At 46.1% G+C, this 26,252-nt stretch carries 17 protein-coding genes; 9 read left to right on the top strand and 8 right to left on the bottom strand.

What is annotated here, in order from left to right:
• Positions 1-157 precede the first annotated feature (157 nt).
• The 4 genes from GVO63_RS13400 to GVO63_RS13385 all read left to right on the top strand — a co-directional run bounded on the left by GVO63_RS13400 (position 158) and on the right by GVO63_RS13385 (position 4,831).
• On the top strand, positions 158-1,366 hold the full coding sequence (locus tag GVO63_RS13400; protein ID WP_159580514.1) for an aspartate aminotransferase family protein: 1,209 nt from the start codon (positions 158-160) through the stop codon (positions 1,364-1,366).
• Positions 1,367-1,386: 20 nt separating this feature from the next.
• Entirely contained in the window at positions 1,387-2,424 is a 1,038-nt protein-coding gene (gene astA / locus GVO63_RS13395) for an arginine N-succinyltransferase (RefSeq protein ID WP_159493157.1), read from the top strand.
• A gap of 14 nt (positions 2,425-2,438) precedes the next feature.
• Positions 2,439-3,908, top strand: a complete 1,470-nt coding sequence (gene astD / locus GVO63_RS13390) for a succinylglutamate-semialdehyde dehydrogenase (RefSeq protein WP_159580512.1) — start codon at positions 2,439-2,441, stop codon at positions 3,906-3,908.
• A 116-nt stretch (positions 3,909-4,024) separates the two neighbouring features.
• Entirely contained in the window at positions 4,025-4,831 is an 807-nt protein-coding gene (locus GVO63_RS13385; protein WP_159580510.1) for a DUF1338 domain-containing protein, read from the top strand.
• Positions 4,832-4,887: 56 nt separating this feature from the next.
• Here the strand turns inward: GVO63_RS13385 and GVO63_RS13380 are convergent, their stop codons facing one another.
• The 3 genes from GVO63_RS13380 to parC all read right to left on the bottom strand — a co-directional run bounded on the left by GVO63_RS13380 (position 4,888) and on the right by parC (position 10,005).
• The gene (locus tag GVO63_RS13380; RefSeq protein WP_159580508.1) at positions 4,888-7,056 is read right to left on the bottom strand and encodes a bifunctional diguanylate cyclase/phosphodiesterase; all 2,169 of its coding nucleotides are present in this window, start codon (positions 7,054-7,056) and stop codon (positions 4,888-4,890) included.
• Between the two features lie 11 nt (positions 7,057-7,067).
• Complete coding sequence (locus tag GVO63_RS13375; protein ID WP_159580506.1) at positions 7,068-7,604, bottom strand: heme NO-binding domain-containing protein; 537 nt, start codon at positions 7,602-7,604, stop codon at positions 7,068-7,070.
• A 121-nt stretch (positions 7,605-7,725) separates the two neighbouring features.
• Positions 7,726-10,005 (bottom strand): DNA topoisomerase IV subunit A, encoded by a 2,280-nt coding sequence (gene parC, locus GVO63_RS13370; protein WP_159580504.1) that lies wholly within the window; start codon positions 10,003-10,005, stop codon positions 7,726-7,728.
• Between the two features lie 298 nt (positions 10,006-10,303).
• Here parC and GVO63_RS13365 point away from each other — a divergent pair, with 298 nt between their 5' ends.
• Entirely contained in the window at positions 10,304-13,423 is a 3,120-nt protein-coding gene (locus tag GVO63_RS13365; RefSeq protein ID WP_159580502.1) for a hybrid sensor histidine kinase/response regulator, read from the top strand.
• Between the two features lie 12 nt (positions 13,424-13,435).
• Here the strand turns inward: GVO63_RS13365 and GVO63_RS13360 are convergent, their stop codons facing one another.
• The 3 genes from GVO63_RS13360 to GVO63_RS13350 form a co-directional block, all read right to left on the bottom strand.
• Entirely contained in the window at positions 13,436-14,128 is a 693-nt protein-coding gene (locus GVO63_RS13360) for a DUF2982 domain-containing protein (protein ID WP_159580500.1), read from the bottom strand.
• Positions 14,129-14,286: 158 nt separating this feature from the next.
• Complete coding sequence (locus tag GVO63_RS13355; RefSeq protein ID WP_159580498.1) at positions 14,287-17,439, bottom strand: efflux RND transporter permease subunit; 3,153 nt, start codon at positions 17,437-17,439, stop codon at positions 14,287-14,289.
• Entirely contained in the window at positions 17,439-18,578 is a 1,140-nt protein-coding gene (locus GVO63_RS13350; RefSeq protein ID WP_159580496.1) for an efflux RND transporter periplasmic adaptor subunit, read from the bottom strand. Before GVO63_RS13350 ends, GVO63_RS13355 begins: the two co-directional genes overlap by 1 nt.
• A 121-nt stretch (positions 18,579-18,699) precedes the next feature.
• Here GVO63_RS13350 and GVO63_RS13345 point away from each other — a divergent pair, with 121 nt between their 5' ends.
• The 4 genes from GVO63_RS13345 to GVO63_RS13330 all read left to right on the top strand — a co-directional run bounded on the left by GVO63_RS13345 (position 18,700) and on the right by GVO63_RS13330 (position 23,144).
• Complete coding sequence (locus GVO63_RS13345; protein ID WP_159580494.1) at positions 18,700-19,341, top strand: TetR/AcrR family transcriptional regulator; 642 nt, start codon at positions 18,700-18,702, stop codon at positions 19,339-19,341.
• Between the two features lie 242 nt (positions 19,342-19,583).
• The gene (locus GVO63_RS13340) at positions 19,584-20,597 is read left to right on the top strand and encodes an aspartate carbamoyltransferase (RefSeq protein ID WP_159580566.1); all 1,014 of its coding nucleotides are present in this window, start codon (positions 19,584-19,586) and stop codon (positions 20,595-20,597) included.
• Between the two features lie 4 nt (positions 20,598-20,601).
• Positions 20,602-21,882: a glutamate-1-semialdehyde 2,1-aminomutase gene (gene hemL / locus GVO63_RS13335; RefSeq protein WP_159580492.1), complete on the top strand. Its 1,281-nt coding sequence runs from the start codon at positions 20,602-20,604 to the stop codon at positions 21,880-21,882.
• A 185-nt stretch (positions 21,883-22,067) separates the two neighbouring features.
• Positions 22,068-23,144: an adenylate/guanylate cyclase domain-containing protein gene (locus GVO63_RS13330; protein WP_159580490.1), complete on the top strand. Its 1,077-nt coding sequence runs from the start codon at positions 22,068-22,070 to the stop codon at positions 23,142-23,144.
• Between the two features lie 29 nt (positions 23,145-23,173).
• Here GVO63_RS13330 and GVO63_RS13325 read toward each other — a convergent pair whose 3' ends face one another.
• Both GVO63_RS13325 and ggt read right to left on the bottom strand, forming a co-directional pair.
• Positions 23,174-24,100, bottom strand: a complete 927-nt coding sequence (locus GVO63_RS13325) for a Dyp-type peroxidase (protein ID WP_159580488.1) — start codon at positions 24,098-24,100, stop codon at positions 23,174-23,176.
• Between the two features lie 184 nt (positions 24,101-24,284).
• Positions 24,285-25,976 carry a gamma-glutamyltransferase gene (ggt, locus tag GVO63_RS13320; protein ID WP_159580486.1) on the bottom strand — a complete coding sequence of 564 codons (1,692 nt, stop codon included), beginning with the start codon at positions 25,974-25,976 and terminating at the stop codon, positions 24,285-24,287.
• Positions 25,977-26,252 lie beyond the last annotated feature (276 nt).

Here is a 26,252-nt window from a genome sequence, read left to right as displayed (position 1 = left end):
CAAATGTTAAAAAAAATGGCATACTGTCAATCAATTCCGATTAGTTTTTATGCGCTGAAATAGCGTTTCGTGAAAGGGTCAAGATCGATATAAACCCGCCTTCTCGATACGCATGTCCACATAGTGTGATTAAGCGCCCAATGCAGAGGTAACAAAGATGAACGTAACTCGCGCTACATTTGATGATGTAATGGTTCCTAACTATAACCCGGCAGATATGGTTCCTGTGCGCGGTGAAGGTTCTCGTGTATGGGACCAAGATGGGGCTGAGTACATCGACTTTGCAGGCGGTATTGCAGTTAACGTTTTAGGTCACTGCCACCCAGAGCTTGTGAAAGCACTTAATGACCAAGGGAACAAACTTTGGCATTTGAGCAACGTATTCACAAATGAACCTGCGCTTCGTCTTGCCAAAAAGCTTAACGATGCCACTTTCTCTGACAAGGTTTATTTTGCTAACTCTGGTGCGGAAGCCAACGAAGCTGCGTTAAAGCTGGCACGCCGCTGGGCATTAGATAAGCATGGTGAGGATAAAAACCAAATCATTGCCTTTAACAAAGGTTTTCACGGCCGTACTTTCTTTACTGTGACAGTAGGAGGCCAAGCAGCCTACTCTGATGGATTTGGTCCAAAACCAGGCGCGATTGAACACTGTGACTACAATGACCTTGCTGCATTTGAAGCACTTATCTCTGATAAAACATGTGCAGTAATGATGGAACCTCTTCAGGGCGAAGGGGGTATTATCCCGCCTGATGTTGATTTCGTAAAAGGCGTGCGTGAACTGTGTGACAAATACAATGCACTTCTCATTTTTGACGAGGTACAGTCAGGCGTAGGTCGTACTGGTCATTTATATGCTTATATGGGTCTAGGCGTAACCCCAGATATCTTAACAACAGCGAAATCCCTTGGTGGCGGCTTCCCAATTGGTGCAATGTTAACCACGGCCGATATTGCGGCACACTTGAAGCCTGGTACGCACGGCAGTACGTACGGTGGTAACCCACTCGCTTGTGCGGTAGCAGAAAAAGCGTTAGATATCATTAATCAGCCTGAAGTACTTCAAGGAGTACTGAAAAAAGAAGCGCTTTTCCGTGAGCTATTAGGTGCGATCAACGAGAAGTACAACGTGTTTGAGGAAATTCGTGGTCAAGGCATGCTGCTTGGCTGCGCGCTAAATGAAAAATACCAGGGCCGTGCCCGTGACTTCATGATGGCAGCGACCAAAGAGCATCTTATGTGTCTGATAGCCGGTATGAATGTGATTCGTTTTGCGCCTTCACTCGTCATCCCTGATGAAGACATCAAAGAAGGTCTTGCACGTTTTGAGCGCGCCGTTGCCGCCGTTGTAAACGCCGAATAATTACAACACGAGTAGCGAACATGAATATCATTCGCCCTATCACAAAGGCCGACTACAACGCGTTAAAAGAAATTGCCGTTGAATCGGGCATTGGCTTTACGTCTTTGCCCGTTAACGACGAGCTTTTACAGCGTAAAATTGATCGTGCAGAAACCGCGTTCAACAAACCAAACGTTACTGAACCTGGCGATGAGTCGTACTTGTTTGTTATGGAAGATACTACGACCGGTACGGTCGTAGGTACAACCGGTATTGAAGCTGCTGTCGGCATTGAAGATGCGTTCTATCACTACCACCTGAGTAAAGTTGTGCATGCGTCGCGTGAGCTCAACATTCACAATACAGTGGACATCCTAACGTTTTGCAATGACTACACAGGCGTCACCGAGATATGCACGCTATTTCTTCGTGAGCAAGCCCGTGGCGGCATAAACGGCCGCTTCCTTTCTAAGGTTCGCTTCTTGTTTATGATGGAGCATCGCGAGCGGTTCTCGGAAACAGTGATTGCAGAAATGCGCGGTGTGAGCGATGAAAAAGGCCGCTCACCGTTTTGGGAGTGGCTAGAAACCCATTTCTTCTCAATGGACTTCCCAACAGCAGATTACTTGACCGGTATTGGTAATAAAGTCTTTATTGCCGAACTTATGCCGAAATATCCTATTTACGTAAATTTGCTTAGCAAAGAAGCACAAGAGGTTATTGGCGAGGTACACGAAAAAACCCGTCCTGCACTTCAGCTTTTAGAGGAAGAAGGCTTTTCATGTCGCGGATACGTAGATATTTTCGATGCAGGCCCGACGGTAGAAGCAAACCTTAGCCATATCCGCACCGCTCAGGCAAGTTTAAAACTTCCTGTTGTCATTGATGATACTGCGGCGGCTCAAGGTCAAACACACTACATCATCAATACATCAGTATCTGATTTTCGTGCAGTCGCCACCGAAATGACGGTAAGCGAAGAAAAGCAAGTTGCCGTGCTTTCTCGCCAAGCTGCTGCTGCATTGAATGTCAAAGAGGGCGAGCACGTTCGCTTCGCCCCCGTTACATTCAGAGATTAAAAAGGACACCCGCTATGCTACATACACATTTTATAAACGGTGAATGGGTTGCCGGACAAGGTCACGACTTAACGTCAGTTGACCCTGCAAAAAACGAAGTGATTTGGGAAGGTAAGTCTGCAACGGCTTCTCAAATTGATGAGGCTATCAGCGCCGCTCGCACAGCACTTGTAGCGTGGAGCATGAAAACCGTTGAAGAACGCCTTGAAATTATAAAGGTTTACGGCACCAAGCTAGAAGAATCCAAAGCGCATCTCGCAAAGGTAATGGCAAAAGAAACCGGTAAGCCAGAATGGGAAACCGCCACTGAAGTGGGTGCCATGATGGGTAAAATCGGCATCTCGGAAAAAGCTTACTTTGAGCGAACTGGCAATGTTGAAAACCCGATGCCTGTAGGTAAAGCGTTTATTCGCCACAAGCCTCACGGTGTTGTGGCGGTATTCGGTCCATACAATTTCCCAGGGCACCTTCCTAATGGACACATTGTTCCAGCACTTATTGCCGGCAATACTGTTGTGTTCAAGCCTAGCGATTTAACGCCTATGGTTGCACAAGAAATGGTGAAGTTATGGGACGCTGCAGGTTTACCCGCTGGTGTACTTAACCTGGTGCAAGGTGAAGTGGAAACAGGCAAAGCATTAGCTTCGCACAATGACATCGATGGCCTTTTCTTTACGGGTAGTTCACGTACAGGAAAAATCTTACATGAGCAGTTTGCTGGGCACCCCGGTAAAATATTGGCCCTTGAAATGGGGGGGAACAATCCACTCATCGTAAAAGATGTGGCTGACATTGATGCTGCGGTACATGACATCGTTCAATCAGCTTTTATTACATCAGGTCAGCGCTGCACCTGTGCTCGCCGCCTGTTCTTGCCCGCCGATGCACAAGGTGATGCCATTCTCGCTCGTTTAATCGAAGTGACCAATAATATTAAAGTTGGCGATTACGATGCGGAAGAACAGCCATTTATGGGGGCGATGATCTCAAGCAACGCTGCAGCGCTTATGGTTAAAGCGCAGCAAGAACTAGAAAATTTAGGCGGGAAGGTGTTAGTTCGTCTTCAGCAGAAAGACGAAAACAAAGGCTTTGTGACCCCAGGCATTATCGATGTCACCGACATGCTGTCGTCATTGCCAGACGAAGAGCACTTTGGGCCTTTGCTCAAAGTTATCCGCTACAGCGACTTCGATGCGGCTATTGAGGAAGCTAACAACACCAGCTTTGGCTTATCAGCCGGATTATTAGGCGACAACGAAGAAGATTATCGCTACTTCTTCGCACGCATTCGCGCGGGCATTGTTAACTGGAACAGGCCTATTACCGGTGCAAGCAGCGCTGCGCCATTTGGTGGCATAGGCGACAGCGGTAACCACAGAGCAAGCGCGTTTTATGCGGCAGATTACTGTGCCTATCCCGTTGCATCCGTTGAACTTGAGAAAGTGACGTTGCCGGGTCAATTGAGCCCAGGCTTGTCGATGTAGCCAAGACGTATTCCGTCAGATAAAGGCCGATACGAATGACGTGTCGGCCAATTTAGTACAACCCTATACGAACTATTGTTTCTAAAATAGTCAACGACAGAAAGGACCCTACCGCTATGCATAGCAACATTGATACGTTGTTTAGCAACATGTGGGACGATTACGTGACCATCACCCCGTCTGCGCATAAAATTCATGCACTACTTGCGGGTGAAGAAAATACGAACGACATCGTCAATGACCATGTAGCTTTTCGAACTTTTGCTCTTGATAAAACACGCTTAGACAAACTTGCTGCGCACTTCTTAGCGCTTGGTTACGAAGCGAAAGGCGACTATGACTTTGAAGCGAAAAAGCTTACGGCGAAACACTACGAGCACCCTGACGATACAAAGCCTAAGGTATTCATCAGTGAGCTTCGCGTAAACGAGCTTTCTGAGACAGCCCAAACCATTATCAAGAAGCTTGTTGATCAAATGCCTGAATCCGTAGTGGAAGCGGATAACTTCTTATACTCAGGTAAGCACTGGGAAGTGACCAAGGCAGAATACGACACCTTGCTCAATGAATCAGAATACGCTGCGTGGATGGCAGCTTGGGGATTTCGAGCAAACCACTTCACTGTGAGTGTAAATCACTTAAGCCGCACCGACGAGCTTACCGACGTGAATACATTGCTTAAAGAAGCGGGCTTTGTGCTAAACACCTCAGGCGGCGAAATCAAAGGCGGGCCCGACGTATTCTTAGCGCAGTCTTCAACCATGGCTGACCGTGCCGATGTAGCGTTCAGCGACGAGACAATCGCGATCCCCAGCTGCTTCTATGAATTTGCGCAACGTTATGAAATGCCTAATGGCAAGCTTTACACCGGTTTTGTTGCTGCATCAGCGGATAAAATCTTTGAAAGTACTAATGCGAAATAGCAACAGTATCTAGGTAAGAAAAAGCCCATTATTGGGCTTTTTTTAACTTAGCGATGTCAACGGTTCGGTTCTGTCGTGTGCCTTGCTAAAAACTGGTCATAGGGCATAGGCTTATCGAAATAGAAACCCTGCATCAGTTGAATTTCTGCTTGTTCCATGAAGGGAAGATAAGACTCTAATTCTATTCCCTCAGCGACTATATCTATCTTGAGGCTTCTTAACATCGCCACTAACCCCATGAATAGGGCATTGGCTTTGCTATCTTGGTGAATGCCTTGCACCAAGCTTTTATCCACTTTAACCACTTCAAACTGAAAACTTCTCAAATAACTCAGTGAAGAAAAGCCGCAGCCGAAATCGTCGAGAGAAAGCCTAAAACCGTAACCTCGTAAACGATTTAATGCTCTAAATGCTGCTTTTTCATCTTTTAGAAATACAGATTCTGTGAGCTCCAGTTCGATATATTCAGGAGATACATGATTACTTTCACAAATAGAAGCCGCTTGTTCTGGAAAATGCGGATCGAGTATCTGATTAGCACTCACATTCACAGATAGCGGAATTGCCTCACCTTGTTGCGATTCCATAATAGAAATGTAGTCACAGGCCGCTTCTAAAGCCTGTAAGCCTATCTCACCATCTAATTTATGTTCCTCAGCGATGGGGATAAAGATCGCAGGCGACACAACACCATGCAGACCGGATATCCATCTGCATAGCACTTCTCCCCCTTTCAGTTCTCCACGCAGGTCGTATTTTCCTTGGATATAAAAATCTAACAGGTGATTTTCTACTGTCCTGCGCAAATCATTCACCATACTCACTTGTCGGGTCATACTTTCATATAACCCCGCTTCGTAAATAAATGCCTGTCCTTTACCCAGCTCTTTTGCTCTATACATGGCGGCATCTGCACACTGTATCAGGCTTTCTATATTGTCGCCGTGTTCAGGAAACTCAGCAATGCCTATGCTTGCTGATAGCCTGAGCTGTGAAGACTGTGTGCGTATTACGTTTTCTTCAATTTTCTGAATAAGCTGCGTAGATTTTTCTGCCACATTCTCAACTTTTTGGCGAGGTAGCACGGCTATAAACTCATCGCCTCCCCATCGGCCTACGCTGCCAATAGGTTCAAATAGATTCATCAGCACTGTACCAACGCGCTTTAACTCGGCATCACCTTGTTCGTGTCCCGCAGCGTCATTGATCGCTTTAAAGCCATCTAAATCAATAAACGCTAAAGTAAATTGTTGCTTATTTTTTACTAATTGAGAGATAGACTCGCGCAGGGCATTTCTATTTGAAAGACCGGTTAACTCGTCGTTAAGCGCGAGTTGGCGCAGCTTCGCTTCGTTGCGTTTTCTATCGGTAATGTCGCGCATTGTAGCGATTAAGTAAGAGGACGTTTGCTGATAAGTTTCAAATAAAGCAATGGAAACATCGACGCTCTTTACTTTGCCGTTTTGTACCTTTATTGACGATTCAAAACGTGCTTGTTTATTTGTTGCAAGCACTGCTTCGTCAACTTTTTCTGCAAGAAATATCTGATTGAAGTCCATCCCAATACATTGCTCTTTAACAGAGGCGCCAAGTAATTGGATGAACGCTTCATTACACTCTGTAATGACAAGTTGAGGCGATAGCACAAGCATAGGCTCTCGTGAGCTAGCAAAGGCCGAGGCCATTAAATGAAAAGATTGCTCGGCCTGGCGTTGAGCGGTGATATCTTTGGTGGTGCCAACAATATGTAGGGCTTCATCAGTCTGCCCACGCTTCAGCACCCTTCCCCTTAACCTCACCCACTGATACTCACGTGTGAGTCTCAACCGAAATGAAAACTCAATGCGATCGCGGTTTCCGTGCAATGCCATAGTCCAGTGAAATTGTAGGCCATCAAGGTCATCTTCATGCACTCGCTCCATCATTTGGATTAGGGTGCCTGACCAGGTCGACTCGCTTTCACTGTGCAGTGAAAAAGAGCGAATCTCCATGACGTCGGTATCCGCTTTCCAGCTCCAGAACGACTCTTGGGAAGCCCATAGCGCAAGCTCTAAATCCTTTTGGGCACCTTGGCTTTCTTTGAGCGCCTCATACAAGCTCTGTGTTTTTTCTCGTAGTAATTGTTCTGCCTGCTCCCTCGCCCGTCGCTCGCGTTTTAAACGCCGCTCCATTACCTCAGTGCGAGCTTTGTGTTCAGCCGAGTCGTACGAAGTGTCCTGTGCCATTGCGCCTCCAGTTACACGATAGAAATACTGAACTCGTATGTATGTGGGATATCGAGTTGATGCGTTTCTCTCTCTAACTTACAGTTATAGTACTCTGCAGCTGCGTCCATTAAGCCTTCGGCTAGCGGATATAATTCTCTTTCAGAGTAATACTGTAAACGCATGGTATTATCGGTGCGAGATAGAACTTTAAATCGCGGTAGGTCTGCATCGGGATAAAGTTTCTTTACCTGAACGTGAATATCTCCATCAAGATGCTCTAACATTCCTAATATATCGTTGGTGTTTGCAAGGACATCTCCATGTACCGCACCAAGCTTTCCAAACAGGTAATAGCCAAAGTCGTAAAGCAACGTATTGGCTGACTTACCCGTTTTTTCAACTAAAACACCTATCAGGCGCTCCATTTGCTCAAACGGGTAGTATCCAACAGCGGTATAAGCGCCGTCATTTTCTAGTTCAGCTTCCATGATAACGTCGTCAGCGAAATCGGGAGACACTTTCTCCTCTAACATATCGATTAACGACGTAAAAACGATTCCTAGCATACATAATCCTCAACAAATCCTTCGTTGAGTTTAGTCCACCTAAGCATAAGAACAAACAAAACTTTGTGCCTAGGGCATGTTGAACTTTGCCGTGCACTTTTGCAGCGAAGATCAACACGCCCTAGTTTTCTGTTTCCTCATCCTTGCTTGCTATCACGACTTCAACAAAGTCGACGCGCTGAAGTCCTCGCGGTAACTTATTGCCTCGTCGCCCTCTTTCACCGTGATAATGGGTAAGATCAGCGGCGCTGAGTGTCATACTCCGTTTACCTGCACCCACTTTTATCGCCGCACCATCAGGTACCACAGCGAGCACTTTCACATACTCTTCGCGCGACTGAGATTTTGCAGATGGGATATTGATAAGTTTATTCCCCTTACCTTTGCCTAGGCTTGGTAAATCGCGTAGCGGAAACATCAACATGCGCCCTTCGTTAGAGATACTGAGGCACCAGTCGGAGTCAGGGTTAGTGACAAGCGTTGGCTTCATCACTTTCGCCGCGGTAGGTAACGACAAATACGCTTTACCCGCTTTGTTCTTACTGACCATGTCTTTAAACGTACCGACAAAGCCATAGCCTGCATCGGAACCAACCAAGAACTTGCTTTCGTCATGCGCCATGATGACATGCTGGAATGACTCACCACCGACAAGACTAAACCGCCCGGTCAATGGCTCTCCTTGACTGCGCGCAGAAGGCAGTCCATGGGCATCACAGGAGAAAGTGCGGCCGGAGCTATCCATGAAGACAGCTGGCTGATTGCTTTTTCCTTCAGCACTAGAGAGATAACCGTCACCCGCTTTGTAGCTCAGTCCTTCTGCATCTATATCGTGGCCTTTGGCGCAGCGAGCCCAGCCTTTTTCTGACAGCACCACGGTGACAGACTCAGCTGGAACCAGTTCTTTTTCAGATAAGGCTTTAGCCTCCCCACGTTCAACGATGGGTGAACGTCTGTCATCGCCATACTTTTCAGCGTCAGCAAGAATTTCTTTTTTGATCAGCGTTTTTAAGCGGCGGTCTGAGCCCAGAAGCTGTTGAAGCTTATCGCGCTCTTCGGCAAGCTCATCCTGCTCACCCTTTATTTTGATTTCTTCTAACTTCGCTAAATGCCGTAGCTTTAATTCTAAAATCGCTTCCGCTTGCTTATCGCTCAACCCGAATCTCGACATCAATTCCAGTTTGGGCTTGTCGTAGGTTCGGATAATTTCAATAACTTCATCGATATTTAAAAAAGCAATCAGCAAACCTTCAAGTATATGAAGGCGCGCGAGCACTTTGTCGAGTCGGTATTGCAATCGGCGGGTCACTGTATCTTTTCGATACTGCAACCACTCAGATAAGATAGTGCGCAGGTCTTTAACCTGAGGTCGACCGTCCAAACCAATCATGTTTAAATTAACGCGATAGTTTTTCTCAAGATCTGTGGTGGCGAATAAATGCTGCATCAATTGAGTAACATCAATTCGATTTGAACGCGGAGTAATGACCAGACGCGTTGGATTTTCATGGTCAGATTCATCGCGAAGGTCACTCACCATGGGCAACTTCTTCGCCTGCATTTGCGCGGCAATTTGCTCTAGGATCTTGGCCCCTGACGCCTGATGAGGCAGCGCAGTAATCACCACATCACCATTCTCTTCCGTATAAACCGCGCGCATTTTGATTGAACCACGCCCAGTCTCGTACAGTTTTTGAATATCAGCTTTTGGCGTTATAATTTCCGCCTCGGTGGGGTAATCCGGTCCATTCACGTGCTCTAGCACATCACTGAGCTCAGCTTTGCTGTTATCTAACAACATGGCGCACGCATTAGCCAATTCTCTTACATTGTGAGGCGGAATATCTGTGGCCATACCCACCGCAATGCCAGTCACGCCATTAAGCAGAATATGCGGCAAGCGCGCGGGAAGTACGCTGGGCTCTTCCAAGGTTCCATCGAAATTTGGTACCCAATCGACAGTACCTTGACCCAGTTCATTGAGCAGCACTTCAGCGAAACGAGAAAGTTTTGCTTCGGTATAACGCATAGCAGCAAACGACTTAGGATCATCTGGCGCGCCCCAGTTTCCCTGACCGTCAACAAGTGGATATCGGTAAGAGAACGGCTGCGCCATAAGAACCATCGCTTCGTAACACGCTGAATCGCCGTGGGGATGAAATTTACCCAAAACGTCACCCACGGTTCTTGCAGACTTTTTATATTTGGCGTTAGCGCTTAATCCTAAGTCAGACATCGCATAAATAATACGACGCTGCACCGGCTTTAAACCGTCTGAAATGTGCGGCAGTGCGCGGTCCATGATGACGTACATGGAATAGTTAAGATAAGCGTCTTCGGTGAAACGTCGAAGAGGAAGTTGCTCTACCCCATCGCGATTAATAATGATCTCGTCACTCATGATAATTTTTTCGTTTTGTTATTAATACCAATTCGCTCGTGATAGTACGGCAGTCGTTTGTCTATGTTTTAGCGCACGACTTAAGAAAGCACGTGAACGTTACAAGCTATTGTGGGGGAAACCGCAATTGTGTGCAATCTTTGAAAACTATTGTGATAGCTTTGTTTAGTGTCTTCAGTGTTTGCTTTGTTATTCTCTAAAGAGAGTGGTTAAATAGAGTCGATGAGTATTACCGCTTATTATTCAGTTGCGATAAACATAATAGACCTTACAAAAACGATAAAAAGTACAAATAAACATGGCTATCTTTCGCGTATTCATTTTTCTGTTTCTCTTATTCGCTGGCTGCGCAGCATCCAGTGCTCACGCTCAACATATTGAGCAGCTTTTCGATGAGACAAATACGTTAGATTTATCTGATTCCCTGTTCTTTTTATTTGAAACCGATTATCAACTTACTATCAGTGATGTAGCCAGAAGGCGAAACGACTTTCTTTTGCACCCTCATAACAACCCCAATTTTGGTTTTCGCAACAACGGCATGTGGCTATTAACGAGTATCGCGAATGTATCTAACGAAAGGAATTGGGTATTTTCGATAAACTTTAGTCAGCTCGATAGCGTCGATTTTTACTTGGTTCAAGACGGCAAAGTGTTAGCGCAAAGTCATCAAGGGAAAGCACAAAAAGAACAGCGTTTTCGCGTACCTACCTTTCGTGCTGAACTCCTAAACAGCAGGCCAGTAGATCTCTACGTTCGCATAGAGAGTCGGTCATCCAGTCTGATAGCCCCGCTGCGTATTCAAGCAGAGCCATTGCATGCCGTCTCCTATCAAATTGATAGCCTTTTATGGGGCTTTTTTTACGGTGGTCTACTTATTCTCGCCATTTACAATCTAGTGTTGTTTTTTGGTGTTAAAGAAAACAGTCTTCTTGCTTATGTGGGCTACATTTTCGCGGTGATTTTATGGCAGTTTGTATGGGGCGGTCATACCCATCTAGTATTCAGTCAGGGGCTCCCAGGGTGGATAATTGGTCACTCGGAGCTTATTTTTGTCATCATTGGTCTTTCCTCGGGTTTCTTTACCATTACGTTTCTAGAGACAAAGAAAAATTCGCCGACCGCACACCCCATTATTAAATTACTTATGATTGGCCAAGGGCTCATCGCCTTTATCTGTTTTACTGATGTGATGCCATCAATCTGGAAAAACAATCTCGTGTATGGCCTGGGGCTAGTGGCCATTTTGAGTTACATTTACGCCGGCTTTGAAGCGTTCTTTAACAAGTTTAAGCCCGCACGATACTTTATTGTTGCTTGGACCATGCTCGCCAGTGGCGCTATCGTGGGAATGCTTAGCTTAGTCGGGGTATTGCCCTCCAATGATTTCACCACATACTGTTTCCAAGTAGGCGTTTTTCTCGAAGCCGGACTCTTTTCTTTTGCGCTTATGGAGAAAAGTAGAAGACAGCTAGAAAGTGAAGTTGAACAAGCCACTAATGATCTGCGCAACAATGTTGAGCTTATTGAGGAACAAAACGCACGCTTAGATATTGCGAGAAAAGATGCGATTAAAGCGAGTAACGTAAAATCTCAGTTTCTAGCAAACATGAGCCATGAAATTCGTACCCCACTCAACGCTATCTTAGGTTTTAGTAGAGAGCTCAATAACGCTTCATTGCCAAGTGATCAGCAAGAACAGGTTAGAATAGTCAATACCGCGGCAGATAACTTGCTCACCATTGTTAACGACATTCTGGACTTTTCAAAGATAGAAGCAGGCAAGCTGCAAATCAATAACCAGCCCTTTTCACCCAACAAGCTGTTGGAGGAAATGGTCACTATAATGGCGAAATCGTCACACAGTAAGCGCATTGAATTTGTTTTCGATTTAAATCCATTGCCTGAAAAATTAATTGGTGACGTGTTTCGTATCAAGCAAGTCTTAAATAACCTGCTTAGCAATGCGTTAAAGTTCACATCAAGCGGTACCATTACGCTTTCGGTGAGTGGTCGCTCTCTTTCTCACGGTATCCACGAGTTTAATATCACGGTTGAAGATACGGGTATTGGTATTAGCCGACATGATAGAAAAAAACTCTTTAATGCGTTTTCTCAGGTAGATGATGCACTCAACCGTAACTATCAAGGAACAGGATTAGGGCTTGTTATTAGCCGCGAATTAGTGCGGTTAATGAATGGTGATTTATCACTTAAAAGTGTGCTGGGCCAGGGGTCAACATTTAACGTGTCCTTGCGAATGAATCAGTTAAGCCAAAAATTTTCACTGTCCCATTCTGAAGCTTGGGCGGGGAAAAAAGTGGTTATTTTTGACCCGGTTCCAACAACGCGACGCTCAAGTGCAAAAATTCTATCTGGGTTGGGCGCGACCGTGACGTCTGTAGAATCACTAGCGTATCTCGCCACACTGTCGGAACAATACGACTTCTTTATGGCGACTGTACCTGTGAGTAAAATGACACTGCGAGACACCTTTCTCGGTCAATTTGTGCAGTTTCCAGCTAAGAAGCGGATTCTCTGGTACTCAGGTCCCGAACCCTTTGCACAATACCCGAGCCTGTCACAACATTTTCATTCGCAAATACGTATGCCCATGACGCTGACTAAGCTTGATAGCTTGGTACACCATCAACTTAAGCCCGTAAAAAATGCAATACACGAAAAAATAGTCAGCCTGCCAAAGGCGAACGTATTAGCCGTTGATGATATGGAAATGAACCTTAAGCTAATACACACTTGGCTTGACCACTCTCCTGTGAATCTGACTACGACAATAAGTGGTCAAGACGCCGTCAATCAATGCCAAACTCAAGAATTCGACCTGATCCTGATGGACGTGCAAATGCCAGGTATGGACGGCTTGCAGGCCACAAGAGAAATCCGCAAATCGCCACTAAATATGGGCACCCCCATCGTTGCTGTCACCGCTCATGCTTTCAAAGAAGAACAAGAGCGACTGCTTGCTTCGGGTATGGACGACTATCTCCCTAAACCGATTGAAGTTGAGCAGCTGATTAATTTGATTAAGTCTTGGTGTATCAATATTGAGCCTGGAGAAATCGTATTTCCTTCCATTGATTGGCAGCTTGCACTTAAACGGGCTAATCAAAACCAAAATACGGCAAAAGAGATGCTTGATAGCTTCGTAGACTTGCTGCCGGAAACGATTGAGCTTCTGACTACGCTTTGGGCGTTAAAAGATTACAATGAGCTCAAATCTGAAGTGCATAAACTACATGGCGCCAGTTGTTATACGGGCTTACCAAGATTGCAGCATTTGGCCAACGAAACAGAAAGCGCACTTAAACTAGGTCAACACGAACGCGTACAGGAACACTTACCCGCGCTTATCGAAGAAGCGAAAAAAGTGCTAAAAGAAAGTAAAGATGAGCGCTGACAGCGCCTTTCGTTACACGTCTTCTGCCTGTCGAGCTCGTTGGCATTGTGATATGAAGGCAGCGAATTCGCCGGCATCGCGATCAAGTTCCGAGCTAGCAATGAAAATGTCATAGCCAAGTCGTTTTCTCAACTCTACCATGCGATGGGCTAACATTGCTTTAATGCCCCTTATAACGGTGCCATCTTCCATAACGTATTGCCTGTCGTCGAACATGGATTGCTCATAACAGCTACCAGAAGCACAATTTCCCTCTGTGTTTTGCATTAGCAAAGGGCGCTGTTCCATTAATAAGTGTGTGGCCAGCCGCGGCGAAATAGTGTGCAGAAAATCCGTATAACTTTTTAGCTTAAAACCCACCGTTTCAAGGGGAACATGGTCTAATCCAAGGCGAACGCGGGGACAGTCTACCCGTTGAAGATTATCCCAGTGTATACGCCAACTGCCCAGGCGGTGGCGGTAAGTGATAAAGTCTTTGGCAATCTCTAAGCTATAGTCCGGTTCGCGAATTTTGAAATAGCCTACTAACAAGCAAACGAGCGCGGCGCTTGTTAAAAAAATGCCGGCCAAAAATAGCCATTCGGGTAGAAACGCGAGCCATAGAGCAGAAGTGACGAGCCCAATGCACCCCAATACTACACTGGTTATGCCATTACTTTTTGACGCTGCACGAATAAAGATAGGTTCAACACTAGTGCCAGACATAGAGATACACCACCAACATAATTATGGCCCAAACAATATAAAGTCGCGTGCGTTTACACGTTACGCAGTCAGTGTGCCACCAGCGCAATATTGGATTTGTTTTTCGCATACGCTAACTAGCTCAATTAATACGGTTATTAAAAAGAGATAGTTTAACCTTAAAATGATGTCGCTGCGTGATTTCTATATCGATATCGTTGAAACGCCGCTACCAACGTGGGTGTAAAGACCAGAGAAAGTATGACAGAGAAACCCACCCCACCAGCCAGCACGACTGCCAACGGAGGCCAGAAACTCCCTTCGCTAAAGAGAAGTAGCGGAATTAATCCTCCTACCGTTGTGAAGGTTGTTGACAAGATATGACGACTACAGCTCATGGTTTCTTCAACGATGGACTTGGTATCACCCTGTTTTGCTTTAGGATTTGCATTGATTGCTGCAATCACAACAATAGAGCCGTTGATAGCTACTCCAATAAGCCCTGCACAGCCGAGTAAAGGGTTAAAGCCTACTGGCAATCCAGAAATCCACAAGCTCATCATTCCCAACCCTACCGAAAGAATGGCGACAAGACCAATAACGCCAGCCATGCGTAAACTCGAAAAGGTAAGAATTAACGTTGTTATCATTAAAACCAGTAACACCGGCGCATAAGTAGCAAGTTGACCCAGCGCCTGTTGCTGCTCATCAGCATCACCGGCTAGGTGAATGCGGTAGCCTTCAGGTAAAATCAAGCGGCTTTCCAGTAAATCTCTCAGGTGATTACTGGCATCTATCGGCGGCACGCCTGGCAGTAAAAAAGCCTGTATTCGATTCAGTCTTTCCCCATCAACACGTGTAATACTGCTTGTTGCAGGCTCAAGCGTTAAATGCGTCACCGCAGCAAGCGGTGACCATGAAATGGCGTGGTCACCCGCAACCGGTATGGGCATGGCGTCGACACCTATCACATTTTGCCTAAACGCTTCATCTAGTCTCACTCGAACCTGAATTTCCTCTGTGCTTTCTAATACCGAGCCCCCTGTTATGCCAGAAAAATTAATTTGCATTTGGTTGGCGAGCTCTGAAAGGGACAAACCCAGATAGGAAAGGCTGTCACTGTCCGCATTAATTTTTAACTCTGCTTCTCCCATAGAAACACTGCTGATTGACTGTGAGATTCCGTCAACTTCAGACATCAACATGCGCACTTTATCGCCAAGGTCGTTTAAGGTGTTTAAATCTGGACCAAAAATTTCTACTTCTACAGGGGCGGCAACAGGTGGGCCTTGGCCAAACGCACGCACCACGATTTGCACATCTGGATAATCAACATCAAGTTCGCGCTGAAGCTTTCCTACAAGGGAGGCTGCGTCTTCTACCGTTGCCGTCGATACGACAGCATTGGCGAAGTAAGGCATATTGTCACGGGTCATCATTTGATTGTAATACACCGAAGGAGCAGAGCCTCCAACCAGCCAGCTTACTTGTTCTACCCCTTCTTCGCTTCGTATAGCGCGATCAATTTCTCGCACATAAAAGGCGGTATTGTCGATACTGCTTCCTTCCTTGGTCCATAGATAGACTTCGAATTGATCTCTGTCCGCACTCGGGAAAAACACGTTAGCGAGGGTCGTTGATAAAACAAAGCCTGATAAGCAAAGTAGTGTGATAACCGGCAACACTAGAACAGGTTGTTTAATCCATCGACCTAGCTGCTTTTTGAATGCCAAGCTAACACTTGGCGCTTGAATACCAACTTGCCACCATGGTTGAAACGTTGATTTTTCCTTCGTAGCACTGTCATTTTTAGGTAAAAAGCGAGCCGCTAGAGCAGCAATGATAGTAAGAGATATGAATAACGAACCAATTAGCGCCATGACAACACTTATTGCTATCGGACCCACAAAATCACCGATATTGCCGTTCAAAAGAAAAATCGGCATAAAACCTAAAATTGTCGTCAATGTTGATGCCAAGAGCGGAGCGAATAGATGAGAGACACTCTTAGCCATAGCACCCACGCGCGTTAAATTTGGGTCTTGCAGGTTTATTCGAATTTCATCAGTGATAACAATTGCGTTGTCTATGAGCAAACCAATGGCGATGATCATGCCAAAAATGGACATTTGATGAATTTGCTCATTATAAAAACTTAGGGAAAACAATGCGAAAGCGGCACATAAGGGTAAAGCCAAGCCCACAATCCACGCTGCACGAAACCCCATAAAAAGTAAGATAACCAGCATGACCACGGCGCAACCCATTAACAGGTTCATGGATAAATCGTTTAGTCGTGTGGTGGTATATTCATCCTGCTCAAACGCGATGGTTGCCGTCAACGTACCACTGAAATCTTGATTGAATTGCTCAACCACCTCACGTGCATTTTTTGTCCATACGTCAGAGCGAAGCGATGGCTGCATGCGAGCTGCTACAAAAATAGACTCTTCGCCGTTTAGGTACGCCACTTCAGTTCGTGGTGTTGTGAAGCTTCGTTCGACCCTAGCAACGTCTTCTACGCGTAAGTAGCGGCCCTGCGAGTTTACTAACGGAATGGACGCGATCATATTGACACCGGTAAGCCCTTCACCAACCGTAAAACGAAGGTTGCTTTGCTTTGAATTCAACATTCCTGCTGGTAATTTGGGGTCCGATTGACTAATTAGCGCACTGACCTGCTGCAAAGTAAGGCCAGTAGCCGCCAGTTTTACGGGATCGATATTAACGCTGATTTCTTCCTGCGGTGCGCCGTATACACGCACGAGTTCAGTTCCATTAACGTTGCGAAGGCGGTCTGTCAGTTCTTGGGCCAATCGAGCAGTTAGCGTAATAGGGGTATTTTCAAAGTGGTCGGCACGTACAGAAAGCAACAAGGTGAAGGCGGTTGCCCCGCGCTTTTCATCGAAAATAGGTGCCATTGCGCCTTCTGGAAATGACTCTGCTGCCGCACCTATGGCGTCGCGTATCTCGCTAAAAAGCTGCTCATTCGTGGTGTTATCAATCCAATCTTGCGTCTCAATGAGAATAATAGATATACCGGCTCGGGACGTTGACTTCACCTCTTTAATTTCGAAAATTTCTCTTAGCCTGTCCTCCAGTACATCACTGACTAGCGCCTCCACCCTCTCAGCCGAGGCCCCCGGGTACTGAGTAATAATGAGCGCATTGCGAGTATCTATACGCGGATCTTCTATTCTTGGTAATGAGCCTAAAGCAGAAAGACCCGCAGTAATAAGAATGAGCAGGCTTAATATCAGTAAGTGCCCTCTTCGATAGAAGAGCGTATACCAAGGATAAGGCTTGTCATGGTCAAAATTGAACGTCTTCACTAGCGTGCTCCGGCTTGGTGCTGGCTAGGAACAGATACCATTTGTCCAGGTGCTAGTTTATGCGTTCCCTCGTTTACGTACATATCACCATCTTTGAGCGCACCACGAACAAATGCTTTGTTTCCATCGGTGTAAACCACTTCAACTACACGCGCCTCAAGCGTAGGCGTCTGCTGGTTGGTCAACACAAACACTCGCCACAAGCCTCGCAACCCGTTGCTAAGCGCGTTGATAGGAAGCCAGGCACCAGTCTCGGAATGAGAGCGAAAACCAGATAAAATGGCCATATCGCCCGGTCGAACACGCTCGTTACTGTTCAACGTGATAAGAATATCAATGGTTCGAGTTTGTACATTGCGAACAGGCAAACGCTGGGTAACCGTGCCCGCTACGTCTACATCCCCAACTTTAACGAGTACAGGTTCGTTAATATCAAACTGCTCAACTACGTCTGCGGGCACCGCAAAACGCGCCTGATAGTTTTCTATACCGGTAATGCCAAATACTGGACTGCCTGCATTTACCACGCTCCCTTCATCAAAGAAGCGTCGATTTACTACACCATCAAATGGAGAGACCAGTGTGGTTTTTTCAATTTCCACATCAAGGGAATGCAGTGCGGCCTCAATTTCACTTACCCGGGCTTTCGCCACATTTAGACTTGCTCTTACTTCGTCTAATCGTTGTGCTGACTCTAGCTTTTTTTCTACCAATGACGTGGTTCTATCACTATTCACCTTGGCAAGAGCAAGGTCCGCATTGGCGCGTTCAAGAGAAGCCTGCAGCTCGCGCTGTCGCGCATTAAGTCTAGTGACATCCTGACGGGCAAGTTTGTCTCCTTGACTCACCACGTCTCCCTCTTCAACAAAAAGGGCGGTCACCTGCCCTGCCACATCAAAAGAAAGCGTCGTGGCTTTAGGCGATTCAATTAAGCCAAATACATTTACCGGTGTTTCAAAGCCCGACTGTATGCTAACCGTACTTGTTGATACAGCGACAGGGACTCTCGCTTCAGGGGACTGTGTCGCATTGCCGAGACCTGCGGTCATTAATAGAACAACTAAGGCCGCTGTAAAACCAACAATAGAAACGATAAGCGTGAGTTTGCCACCTTCTGAGGGCGAAGCTGAAGCAGTCATAACAAGTCCCTTAACCATTCTAGAGCATGCTCTAGGCTATATTTGCATACTTATTGTGCTATGCTAGTATATAAATACTAGACCGTCCAGTTTGATATATCAGTTTTAAGCGAGAAGTTATTTGGCTACTTTAAAAAAGCAAGGTCGACCAAAAAGTGAAGAGAAATATCACATGATCTTGCATGCAGCGTCTTGTCTTTTCTTGAAAGAAGGGTTTGCTAACACTTCCATGGATACTGTTGCAAAAGAATCCGGTGTCTCCAAACAAACCGTCTATTCACACTTCGATAGCAAAGATGCCCTGTTTAAAGCGGCAATAACTTCGAAATGTCAATCATATCAGTTAGATACTCAACAACTTGTTAGCTCAACGGCCAATTCTCTTTCACTGACTGAATGCTTAATTAAAGTCGGCAGCCAATTTATACGCTTACTGCAAGACCCTGAAACTATCGCTATTTTTCGGGTTATCATTGCAGAGGCTGTGCATAGTCCTCACGTCGCAACGCTTTTTTACCAAGCGGGCCCTGAAGCATCTCTTGAAACATTAAGTAGCGTAATTGAACAATTCGGCCAAGGTAGCGCAGACCGACATCTAGCAAGGCAACTTGCGAGAGATTATTGCGCGCTGTTAAGGGGCGAATTCCACACTATGATGCTCTGTGGTATCCACGCGCCGCTCTCCGATGTAGAAATTGAAAAACATGTGGTTCGTGCCGCAGAAAAGATTATTGTACTCTTCAATCATTACACACAAAAATAATGGTCGCTAAACATTAAAACGTGTTTCACGCTTTTACTCAGTTAGCGCGTTACCCGCTTATTCCAGTCCGCATAGATAATTACAGAAATAAACGCAAACTCACGGAGGAAGAGAACGACTTTTTCCCCGTTAATCTCTTCGGAAACCTTACAAAAACGTAGTGCAAAGATCACCTTGCCCTAATGACTTAAATGAAGCGATATAATAAACTAGCGGCGTTTTCGTTGATGATTGAGAAGCGCATGTCTGACTTTACCGGTAACCACATTCTTTCGGTTAATCAATTCGATCGCGACGCCATTGAGAGAGTGTTCTCAGTCGCCAATTCCATGCAACCTTACGCCAAACGGCAAAAGCGTACCACCGTACTTGATGGCGCAATTCTCGGTAACCTTTTCTTTGAACCCAGTACCCGCACGCGAGTGAGTTTCGGTACCGCCTTCAACTTATTAGGCGGTGAAGTAAGAGAAACTACGGGCATGTCGAGCTCTGCCCTGGCTAAAGGTGAATCCTTGTATGACACGGCCCGTGTGTTAAGTGGCTACTCAGATATTATTGCCATGCGACACCCGGCGGCGGGTTCAGTGGCAGAGTTTGCAGAAGGCAGTCGTGTCCCCGTAATAAACGGTGGGGACGGCGCGAACGAACACCCCACGCAAGCACTATTAGATCTGTTCACCATTAAGCGTGAACTTGAATACAATGGTCACGGTATTGACGGCTTACATATCGCAATGATTGGTGATTTGCGCTACGGACGAACGGTACATTCTTTGTCGCGCCTTCTTTGTTTGTTTAAAAATATTCGCTTTACGCTGATCTCGCCAAAAGAACTGGCCATGCCCCAGCCAATTATTGATGCGATTGATAATGCAGGCCACCAGCTTACTATCACAGATACACTCGAAGGCAATATGGATGCGGATATATGTTATCAAACACGTATTCAAGAAGAGCGTTTTCCTTCACAAGAAGAAGCCAATAAATATCGCGGTAAGTTCAGACTTAATCAGTCGATTTACACCAAACATTTTCAGTCGAAGACCGTTATCATGCATCCACTTCCACGTGATTCACGTATGGAAGCCAACGAATTAGATAACGATCTAAACCTTAATCCAAACCTCGCTATTTTTAGACAGACCGATAACGGCGTGCTGGTAAGAATGGCCTTGTTTGCGCTAACGCTTGGTGTAGAAAACCTACTTACCAAGTACGAGCGTGACGTGGTTTGGTACAGCAATAAGAGTAAGTAATTACATGCAAAAATCTGAAGCCCTTTTTACCCGCGCCCAAAAGACCATTCCCGGTGGCGTAAATTCACCCGTTCGCGCTTTTAAAGCCGTCGGCGGCACGCCGCGCTTTATCACGAAAGCTGACGGCGCTTACATGTGGGATGCGGATGGCAAGCAGTACATTGATTATATTCAATCTTGGGGCCCTATGGTTTTAGGCCATAACAACGCCAAAATTCGTGAAGCAGTTATCGAAGCCTCTTACAACGGGCTTTCTTTTGGCGCACCAACAGAAGCCGAAGTCATTATGGCTGAATTGGTAAGCGAATTGGTGCCGTCGATGGAAATGGTACGCATGGTGAACTCTGGAACCGAAGCCACGATGTCCGCAATACGCCTAGCGCGAGGCTATACCGGCCGAGATAAGATTGTTAAATTCGAGGGGTGTTATCATGGCCATGCAGACTCACTCTTAGTGAAAGCTGGGTCTGGCGCCTTAACCCTTGGTGTACCGAGTTCGCCAGGTGTTCCAGCCAATGTTGCCGAGCATACGCTTACAGTTGAATACAACAACCTAGACAGCGTAAAAGAAATTTTCGAAGCACATGGCGATGATATCGCGTGTATTATCGTCGAGCCGGTTGCAGGTAATATGAACTGCATTCCTCCTGTTGAAGGCTTTTTGGAAGGGCTTCGTGCCGTCTGTGATGAATACGGTAGCGTCTTAATCTTCGATGAAGTCATGACGGGCTTTCGCGTCTCTCGCGGTGGTGCACAAGAGCGTTTTAACGTAAAGCCAGACCTAACGTGTCTTGGTAAAGTTATCGGGGGTGGTATGCCGGTAGGCTGTTTCGGTGGTCGCCGTGACATCATTACCCATATTGCTCCAACCGGGCCTGTTTACCAAGCGGGTACGCTTTCAGGCAACCCTGTTGCTATGGCGGCTGGTCTTGCAGCTTTAACGCAAATAAAACAGCCAGGACTTTACGATTCAATTTTTGAAAATACGCAGGCACTGGTGGATGGATTTCAGGCGCTTGCTGATAAGCACAATATTAGCCTAACTACTAATATTGCTGGCAGTATGTTTGGGATATTCTTTACTGACGTTGAGAAAGTTACCAATTATAAGCAGGCAATTAACTGTAATACTGAGCAGTTCAATAAATTTTATCACGGCATGTTAGAACAAGGCGTTTACCTAGCACCAGCTTCATACGAAGCAGGCTTTGTTTCCAAAGCGCATAACGCTGAAGTTATTGAGAAAACACTGGCTGCTGCAGATAAAGTATTCTCTACCTTATAAGTTAATGCTTTCCTAATTGTTACCTTGAGTTCGGTACTTACACATTATTAATATGTAATGAAAAATTACGTGCAAATAATGTGTTCGTACCGTCTTCTCCTTTATACTTTCTCGGCGTATCTGGAAATTCTCTTTGGCTACATTGGTAGCCCGTAAAAGAAAGACGTTGAAAGGTGTGACTAACAATGGATTGGCAAACATGCGCATTGGGTGCGCTCTTTATTTATAGCACGATTGTTTCTTTTCTTTATGTCAGGCGTAGTCGGCGCCTAAAGTACCGTTTTAGAAAGGCCCTGTCCCGCCGCGTAGACGTACATCGTTCTGCATTAAAAAACGAGGACGACGCCCGTTTTCAAGCGGCTGCTGACGAAGCCCTCAAACTCACTCAAACCTTCCAAAAATTTGTTCCCCGACAATTCGTTGAACACATGGCAAACTCTGATGTTGACTCTCTGGGTCTTGGTTATGCGACCGAAAACAACGTGGCCATCATGTTTTGCGATATTCGAGGCTTTGCTGGTTTTTCTGAGCGCATTACGCCGCAGGAGTTAATGAACTTTCTTAACTCATATTTCACGAGAATGAACGACCCAATACATCAAAATCACGGTTTTATTGATAAGTTTATGGGCGACGCTATTATGTCGTTGTTCGACCACCCAGGCGGTACGCCACAGCAAAAAGCCATGGATGCCATTAATGCAGCGCTGGATTTACGCAAAGCCCTCGTTATTTATAACGGCCACAGAAAGAATAGTAATTACGAAGCTATTAACATGGGCATTGGTATCCATTTTGGCCCCGTAATCATGGGAACAGTGGGGTCAGAAGACCGAATGGATACTACTGTCATTGGCGACAGCGTAAACATAGCGTCTCGACTTGAGTCATTAACTCCCAAGTATAAAGCAGACATTATCGTGAGTGCGCAGGTACTTAAAACCATAGGTTCAGGATATCCTGTCAAAACCCGACTACTTGATTGGGTTAGAGTGAAAGGACGAAAGACACCGATTGAGATTTATGAAGTACTAAGCCACCTTCCGGAGGAAGAGCAAGAGCGCCGACTTGCATCACAATCTAAAATTGCCGCCGGCGTAGCCTGCAGAATAAATCAGCAATGGGACGATGCCATTTCTTTTTTTGAGGCGGCTATCGCAATGAATCCAGATGACTCACTTGCTCACCATCACCTAGATGTGTGTAGGATTTACCAAAATCGCAATCTTGAAGACGATTGGGATGGCGCGCTACATTATTAGTCATTGACGCGTTACGTTTCTCAGCGGCGTTAGTTTCCAGATAGTTTTGCCTGCTGCCGAATGAAGTTGATTGAAGGCGCGAAGAAAGCCGCGCCAGTTTCGGCACTTGTGAAGTCTAGCCAGCGGTCATAGTCACCTTCACCATTACCATAAATTTGGCTATGAAGCATCTGCTTAAAGGGTCGCGCACTCGCGCTACAGCTTACGAAAAATAACCCCTGAGACACCATGTCGCCATAGGGCATTCCCTGTTTAATTAGCCGCGGCTCGTCGCCACCTGGCCCAACACTGCTTGCTCTAACGCTATGAGAAGAGGGAGATTGTTCACTACTTACCAAATTATGTTCTTGTGTCGTACCCATTACCTGCTCTTGCTGCCGGTTAGAGAGACTGTTCCAACGCCTTAAATCATGGCGATAACGTTGAATATGGACATAGCTGCCACCACTAAAGTCAGGATCGTCCTCACCCACAATGCCCACTTCACGACGTTTCATGCCGCGAGGATTATCGGCGCCATACATAAAGCCGTTGAGATCACGGCCATCCAAATACCGAAACCCTCTTATCTGTTCAACAAGCTCGACGTGGATACGTAATAGATCCATGACTTCAATGCCAACAGCATGGCAAATATCGAGGCGGTCGGCGCGAATTTGGATAAAAAGATCGCACGGCATGGTTGGCGCACTTCTATCTTCACATTGCATATCTGGAAATGGAGCAAGCTCGACCGGTATCAAGCCAGGGTAAACTTCGGGCCAATAGCTTGTACCTATCGCGACAACACCGGTCACCATCGCTTCATAATGTTCGTTTTCGAAGTGTTCAAAAATATCCAGTACACGCGACAGTTTAGCGCGAACGGCTTCACTATCGTCGTCAATCACATTCAGTAATAAATACTGTGCATGTAAATTTGGCTCAGCGCAGAGGCCTTTTTGTGGTTGTGTCATTGCCGCTCTTATTCTTATTGACGTCTAGTTGTGACGTTTCGCCACTGGCGTTCATACGCCTTGAATTTCGTTGCGAATCTTTTTATCAATCGTAGCCACTACTTCAAGCTTGGAAACCTTTTCAAGCGAAGTAGCTTGTTATGAGTAAGGTTCATTTTACCGCTCACAATTTGTTCTAGTGTGCTCAATAGCCGGCAGCTTGTCCATCTTTTCGACTTTCTGAAGCCCCGAAATAGACACCTTTTTGTCCATCCCAAGCGATTGCTTGGTAACCACCGAAGGCGCCTACGACTCGTTGAAGCTTATGGCCCCGCTCCATAAGTTCGCGCTGTACTGTTTCACTAAAGCCCGACTCTAAGCTTACATAGCCGCCATCGGTCATAAGTGCGCCTGTTGGGCTGCTTGAGCCAGTGTGTAATATTCTTGGCGCATCGCCGGCTTCTTGCAGGTTCATGCCAAAATCTAAAATATTTACGATAATTTGGGCATGCATTTGTGGCTGCGTGCCGCCCCCCATCACACCAAAACTCATCACCGGCTCACCATTTCTCGTGACAAAGGCAGGAATGATCGTATGGAAAGGTCGTTTACCAGGACGATACTCATTAAAATGACCGTCTTCTAGCGTAAACATCTCCCCCCTGTTCTGAAGAATAAAACCAAGGCCGGGAGGCGTCATCCCTGAACCCATGCCGCGATAGTTGCTTTGAATTAAAGACACCATATTGCCTTCTTTATCAGCAACAGTCAGATAGATTGTATCACCCTCGTAAATGCCCGCATCCACCCGGTTCGCGGCGCGCTCGCTATCGATAAGCTTTTGACGCTTCGCTGCATACTCTTTTGAAATAAGCCAGTCGACCGGAATATCATTGAACGCTGGATCAGCATAAAACTTCGCACGGTCCTCGAAGGCCAGCTTCTTGGCTTCAACAAAGGTGTGGATATAGTCGGCGGAGTTAAATCCCATTCCTTCAATATCATAGTGCTCAAGAACATTGAGAATTTGAAGCGCCGCTATGCCTTGCCCATTAGGCGGTAACTCCCACACGTCGTAACCGCGATAGTTGGCAGAAACCGGCTCAACCCACTCTGATTTGTGCGACGCTAAATCTTGGTAAGAGAGAAAGCCACCTTGCGACTTCATATATGCATCTATGGTACGCGCTATATCGCCCTTATAGAAAGCGTCACGCCCCGCTGTCGCGATTTTCTCATAAGTAACCGCCAACCCCGGATTTTTAAAAATGTCGCCTTTTTGCGGTACTTTACCATCAATAAGAAAAGTGTCTGCGAACCCGTCATAATGTCCAATGCGGTCGTAATTCATTTGCCAGTAATACGCAATCACTTCAGAAACAGGAAAACCTTCGCGAGCATATTTGATAGATGGCATAAGCACCGTAGACATTGGCAACTTACCGAATTTTTCATGAAGAGCAAACCAGCCATCTACCGCGCCAGGCACCGAAACCGGTAAGGGCCCGAACTTGGGAATTTGATGAAGGCCGCGCTCGGCAAACACAGCTTTGGTCAACTGTCTTGGCGAACGCCCCGAGGCATTCAATCCCACCAGTTTTTTCTCTTTTGCATCCCATACAATAGCAAATAAGTCGCCGCCAATACCGCTGCCCGTAGGCTCAACCAAGCCCAACATTGCATTGGCTGCGATAGCCGCGTCTACAGCGCTTCCACCTTGCTTTAAGATATCCAACGCTACCTGAGTAGCTAAAGGCTGACTCGTGGCCGCCATGCCATTTTTTGCAATAACTTCCGAGCGACTTGCAAACGTATGCCCTGTAATTCTGTCATAACCTAAACAATCGATACTAAAGAGAATAAGTATCAAGGAAAGAAGTCGGGCTTTTACAGTCATAATGTTCCTTTCATTTAAAACGTTGCACAGCATAAGTGCGTAGGGATATCACACGCTTCTAGTGTAGCCTTATTGTCACGCTATACCAATCCACATAGATAATTGCCCATTCGGAGGGCGCTGGCAAGTGTCCTTGCAAAGCGAGGGAATGCAGGAATAGCTATTCCTTTCCAACTCCCAGAATGAGGCTAGGAAGCTTGCCAGACCTTCCCGAAGGGCAAATTTAAAATGTCCGTACTCTTTCTTACTAAGAAAAACAAAGAAAAAAGCCCCGCT

The organism is Alteromonas sp. KUL106 (genome assembly GCF_009811415.1).
In the GTDB taxonomy this organism is placed as follows: domain Bacteria; phylum Pseudomonadota; class Gammaproteobacteria; order Enterobacterales; family Alteromonadaceae; genus Alteromonas.
This window is presented reverse-complemented; position numbering and strand designations above follow the sequence as displayed.

What these genes read in the sequence shown, in the direction of transcription:
- GVO63_RS13400 (WP_159580514.1), top strand. Translation starts at nt 158, where the DNA reads ATGAACGTAACTCGCGCTACATTTGATGATGTAATGGTTCCTAACTAT.
- astA (WP_159493157.1), top strand. Translation starts at nt 1,387, where the DNA reads ATGAATATCATTCGCCCTATCACAAAGGCCGACTACAACGCGTTAAAA.
- astD (WP_159580512.1), top strand. Translation starts at nt 2,439, where the DNA reads ATGCTACATACACATTTTATAAACGGTGAATGGGTTGCCGGACAAGGT.
- GVO63_RS13385 (WP_159580510.1), top strand. Translation starts at nt 4,025, where the DNA reads ATGCATAGCAACATTGATACGTTGTTTAGCAACATGTGGGACGATTAC.
- GVO63_RS13380 (WP_159580508.1), bottom strand. Translation starts at nt 7,056, where the DNA reads ATGGCACAGGACACTTCGTACGACTCGGCTGAACACAAAGCTCGCACT.
- GVO63_RS13375 (WP_159580506.1), bottom strand. Translation starts at nt 7,604, where the DNA reads ATGCTAGGAATCGTTTTTACGTCGTTAATCGATATGTTAGAGGAGAAA.
- parC (WP_159580504.1), bottom strand. Translation starts at nt 10,005, where the DNA reads ATGAGTGACGAGATCATTATTAATCGCGATGGGGTAGAGCAACTTCCT.
- GVO63_RS13365 (WP_159580502.1), top strand. Translation starts at nt 10,304, where the DNA reads ATGGCTATCTTTCGCGTATTCATTTTTCTGTTTCTCTTATTCGCTGGC.
- GVO63_RS13360 (WP_159580500.1), bottom strand. Translation starts at nt 14,128, where the DNA reads ATGTCTGGCACTAGTGTTGAACCTATCTTTATTCGTGCAGCGTCAAAA.
- GVO63_RS13350 (WP_159580496.1), bottom strand. Translation starts at nt 18,578, where the DNA reads ATGACTGCTTCAGCTTCGCCCTCAGAAGGTGGCAAACTCACGCTTATC.
- GVO63_RS13340 (WP_159580566.1), top strand. Translation starts at nt 19,584, where the DNA reads ATGTCTGACTTTACCGGTAACCACATTCTTTCGGTTAATCAATTCGAT.
- hemL (WP_159580492.1), top strand. Translation starts at nt 20,602, where the DNA reads ATGCAAAAATCTGAAGCCCTTTTTACCCGCGCCCAAAAGACCATTCCC.
- GVO63_RS13330 (WP_159580490.1), top strand. Translation starts at nt 22,068, where the DNA reads ATGGATTGGCAAACATGCGCATTGGGTGCGCTCTTTATTTATAGCACG.
- GVO63_RS13325 (WP_159580488.1), bottom strand. Translation starts at nt 24,100, where the DNA reads ATGACACAACCACAAAAAGGCCTCTGCGCTGAGCCAAATTTACATGCA.
- ggt (WP_159580486.1), bottom strand. Translation starts at nt 25,976, where the DNA reads ATGACTGTAAAAGCCCGACTTCTTTCCTTGATACTTATTCTCTTTAGT.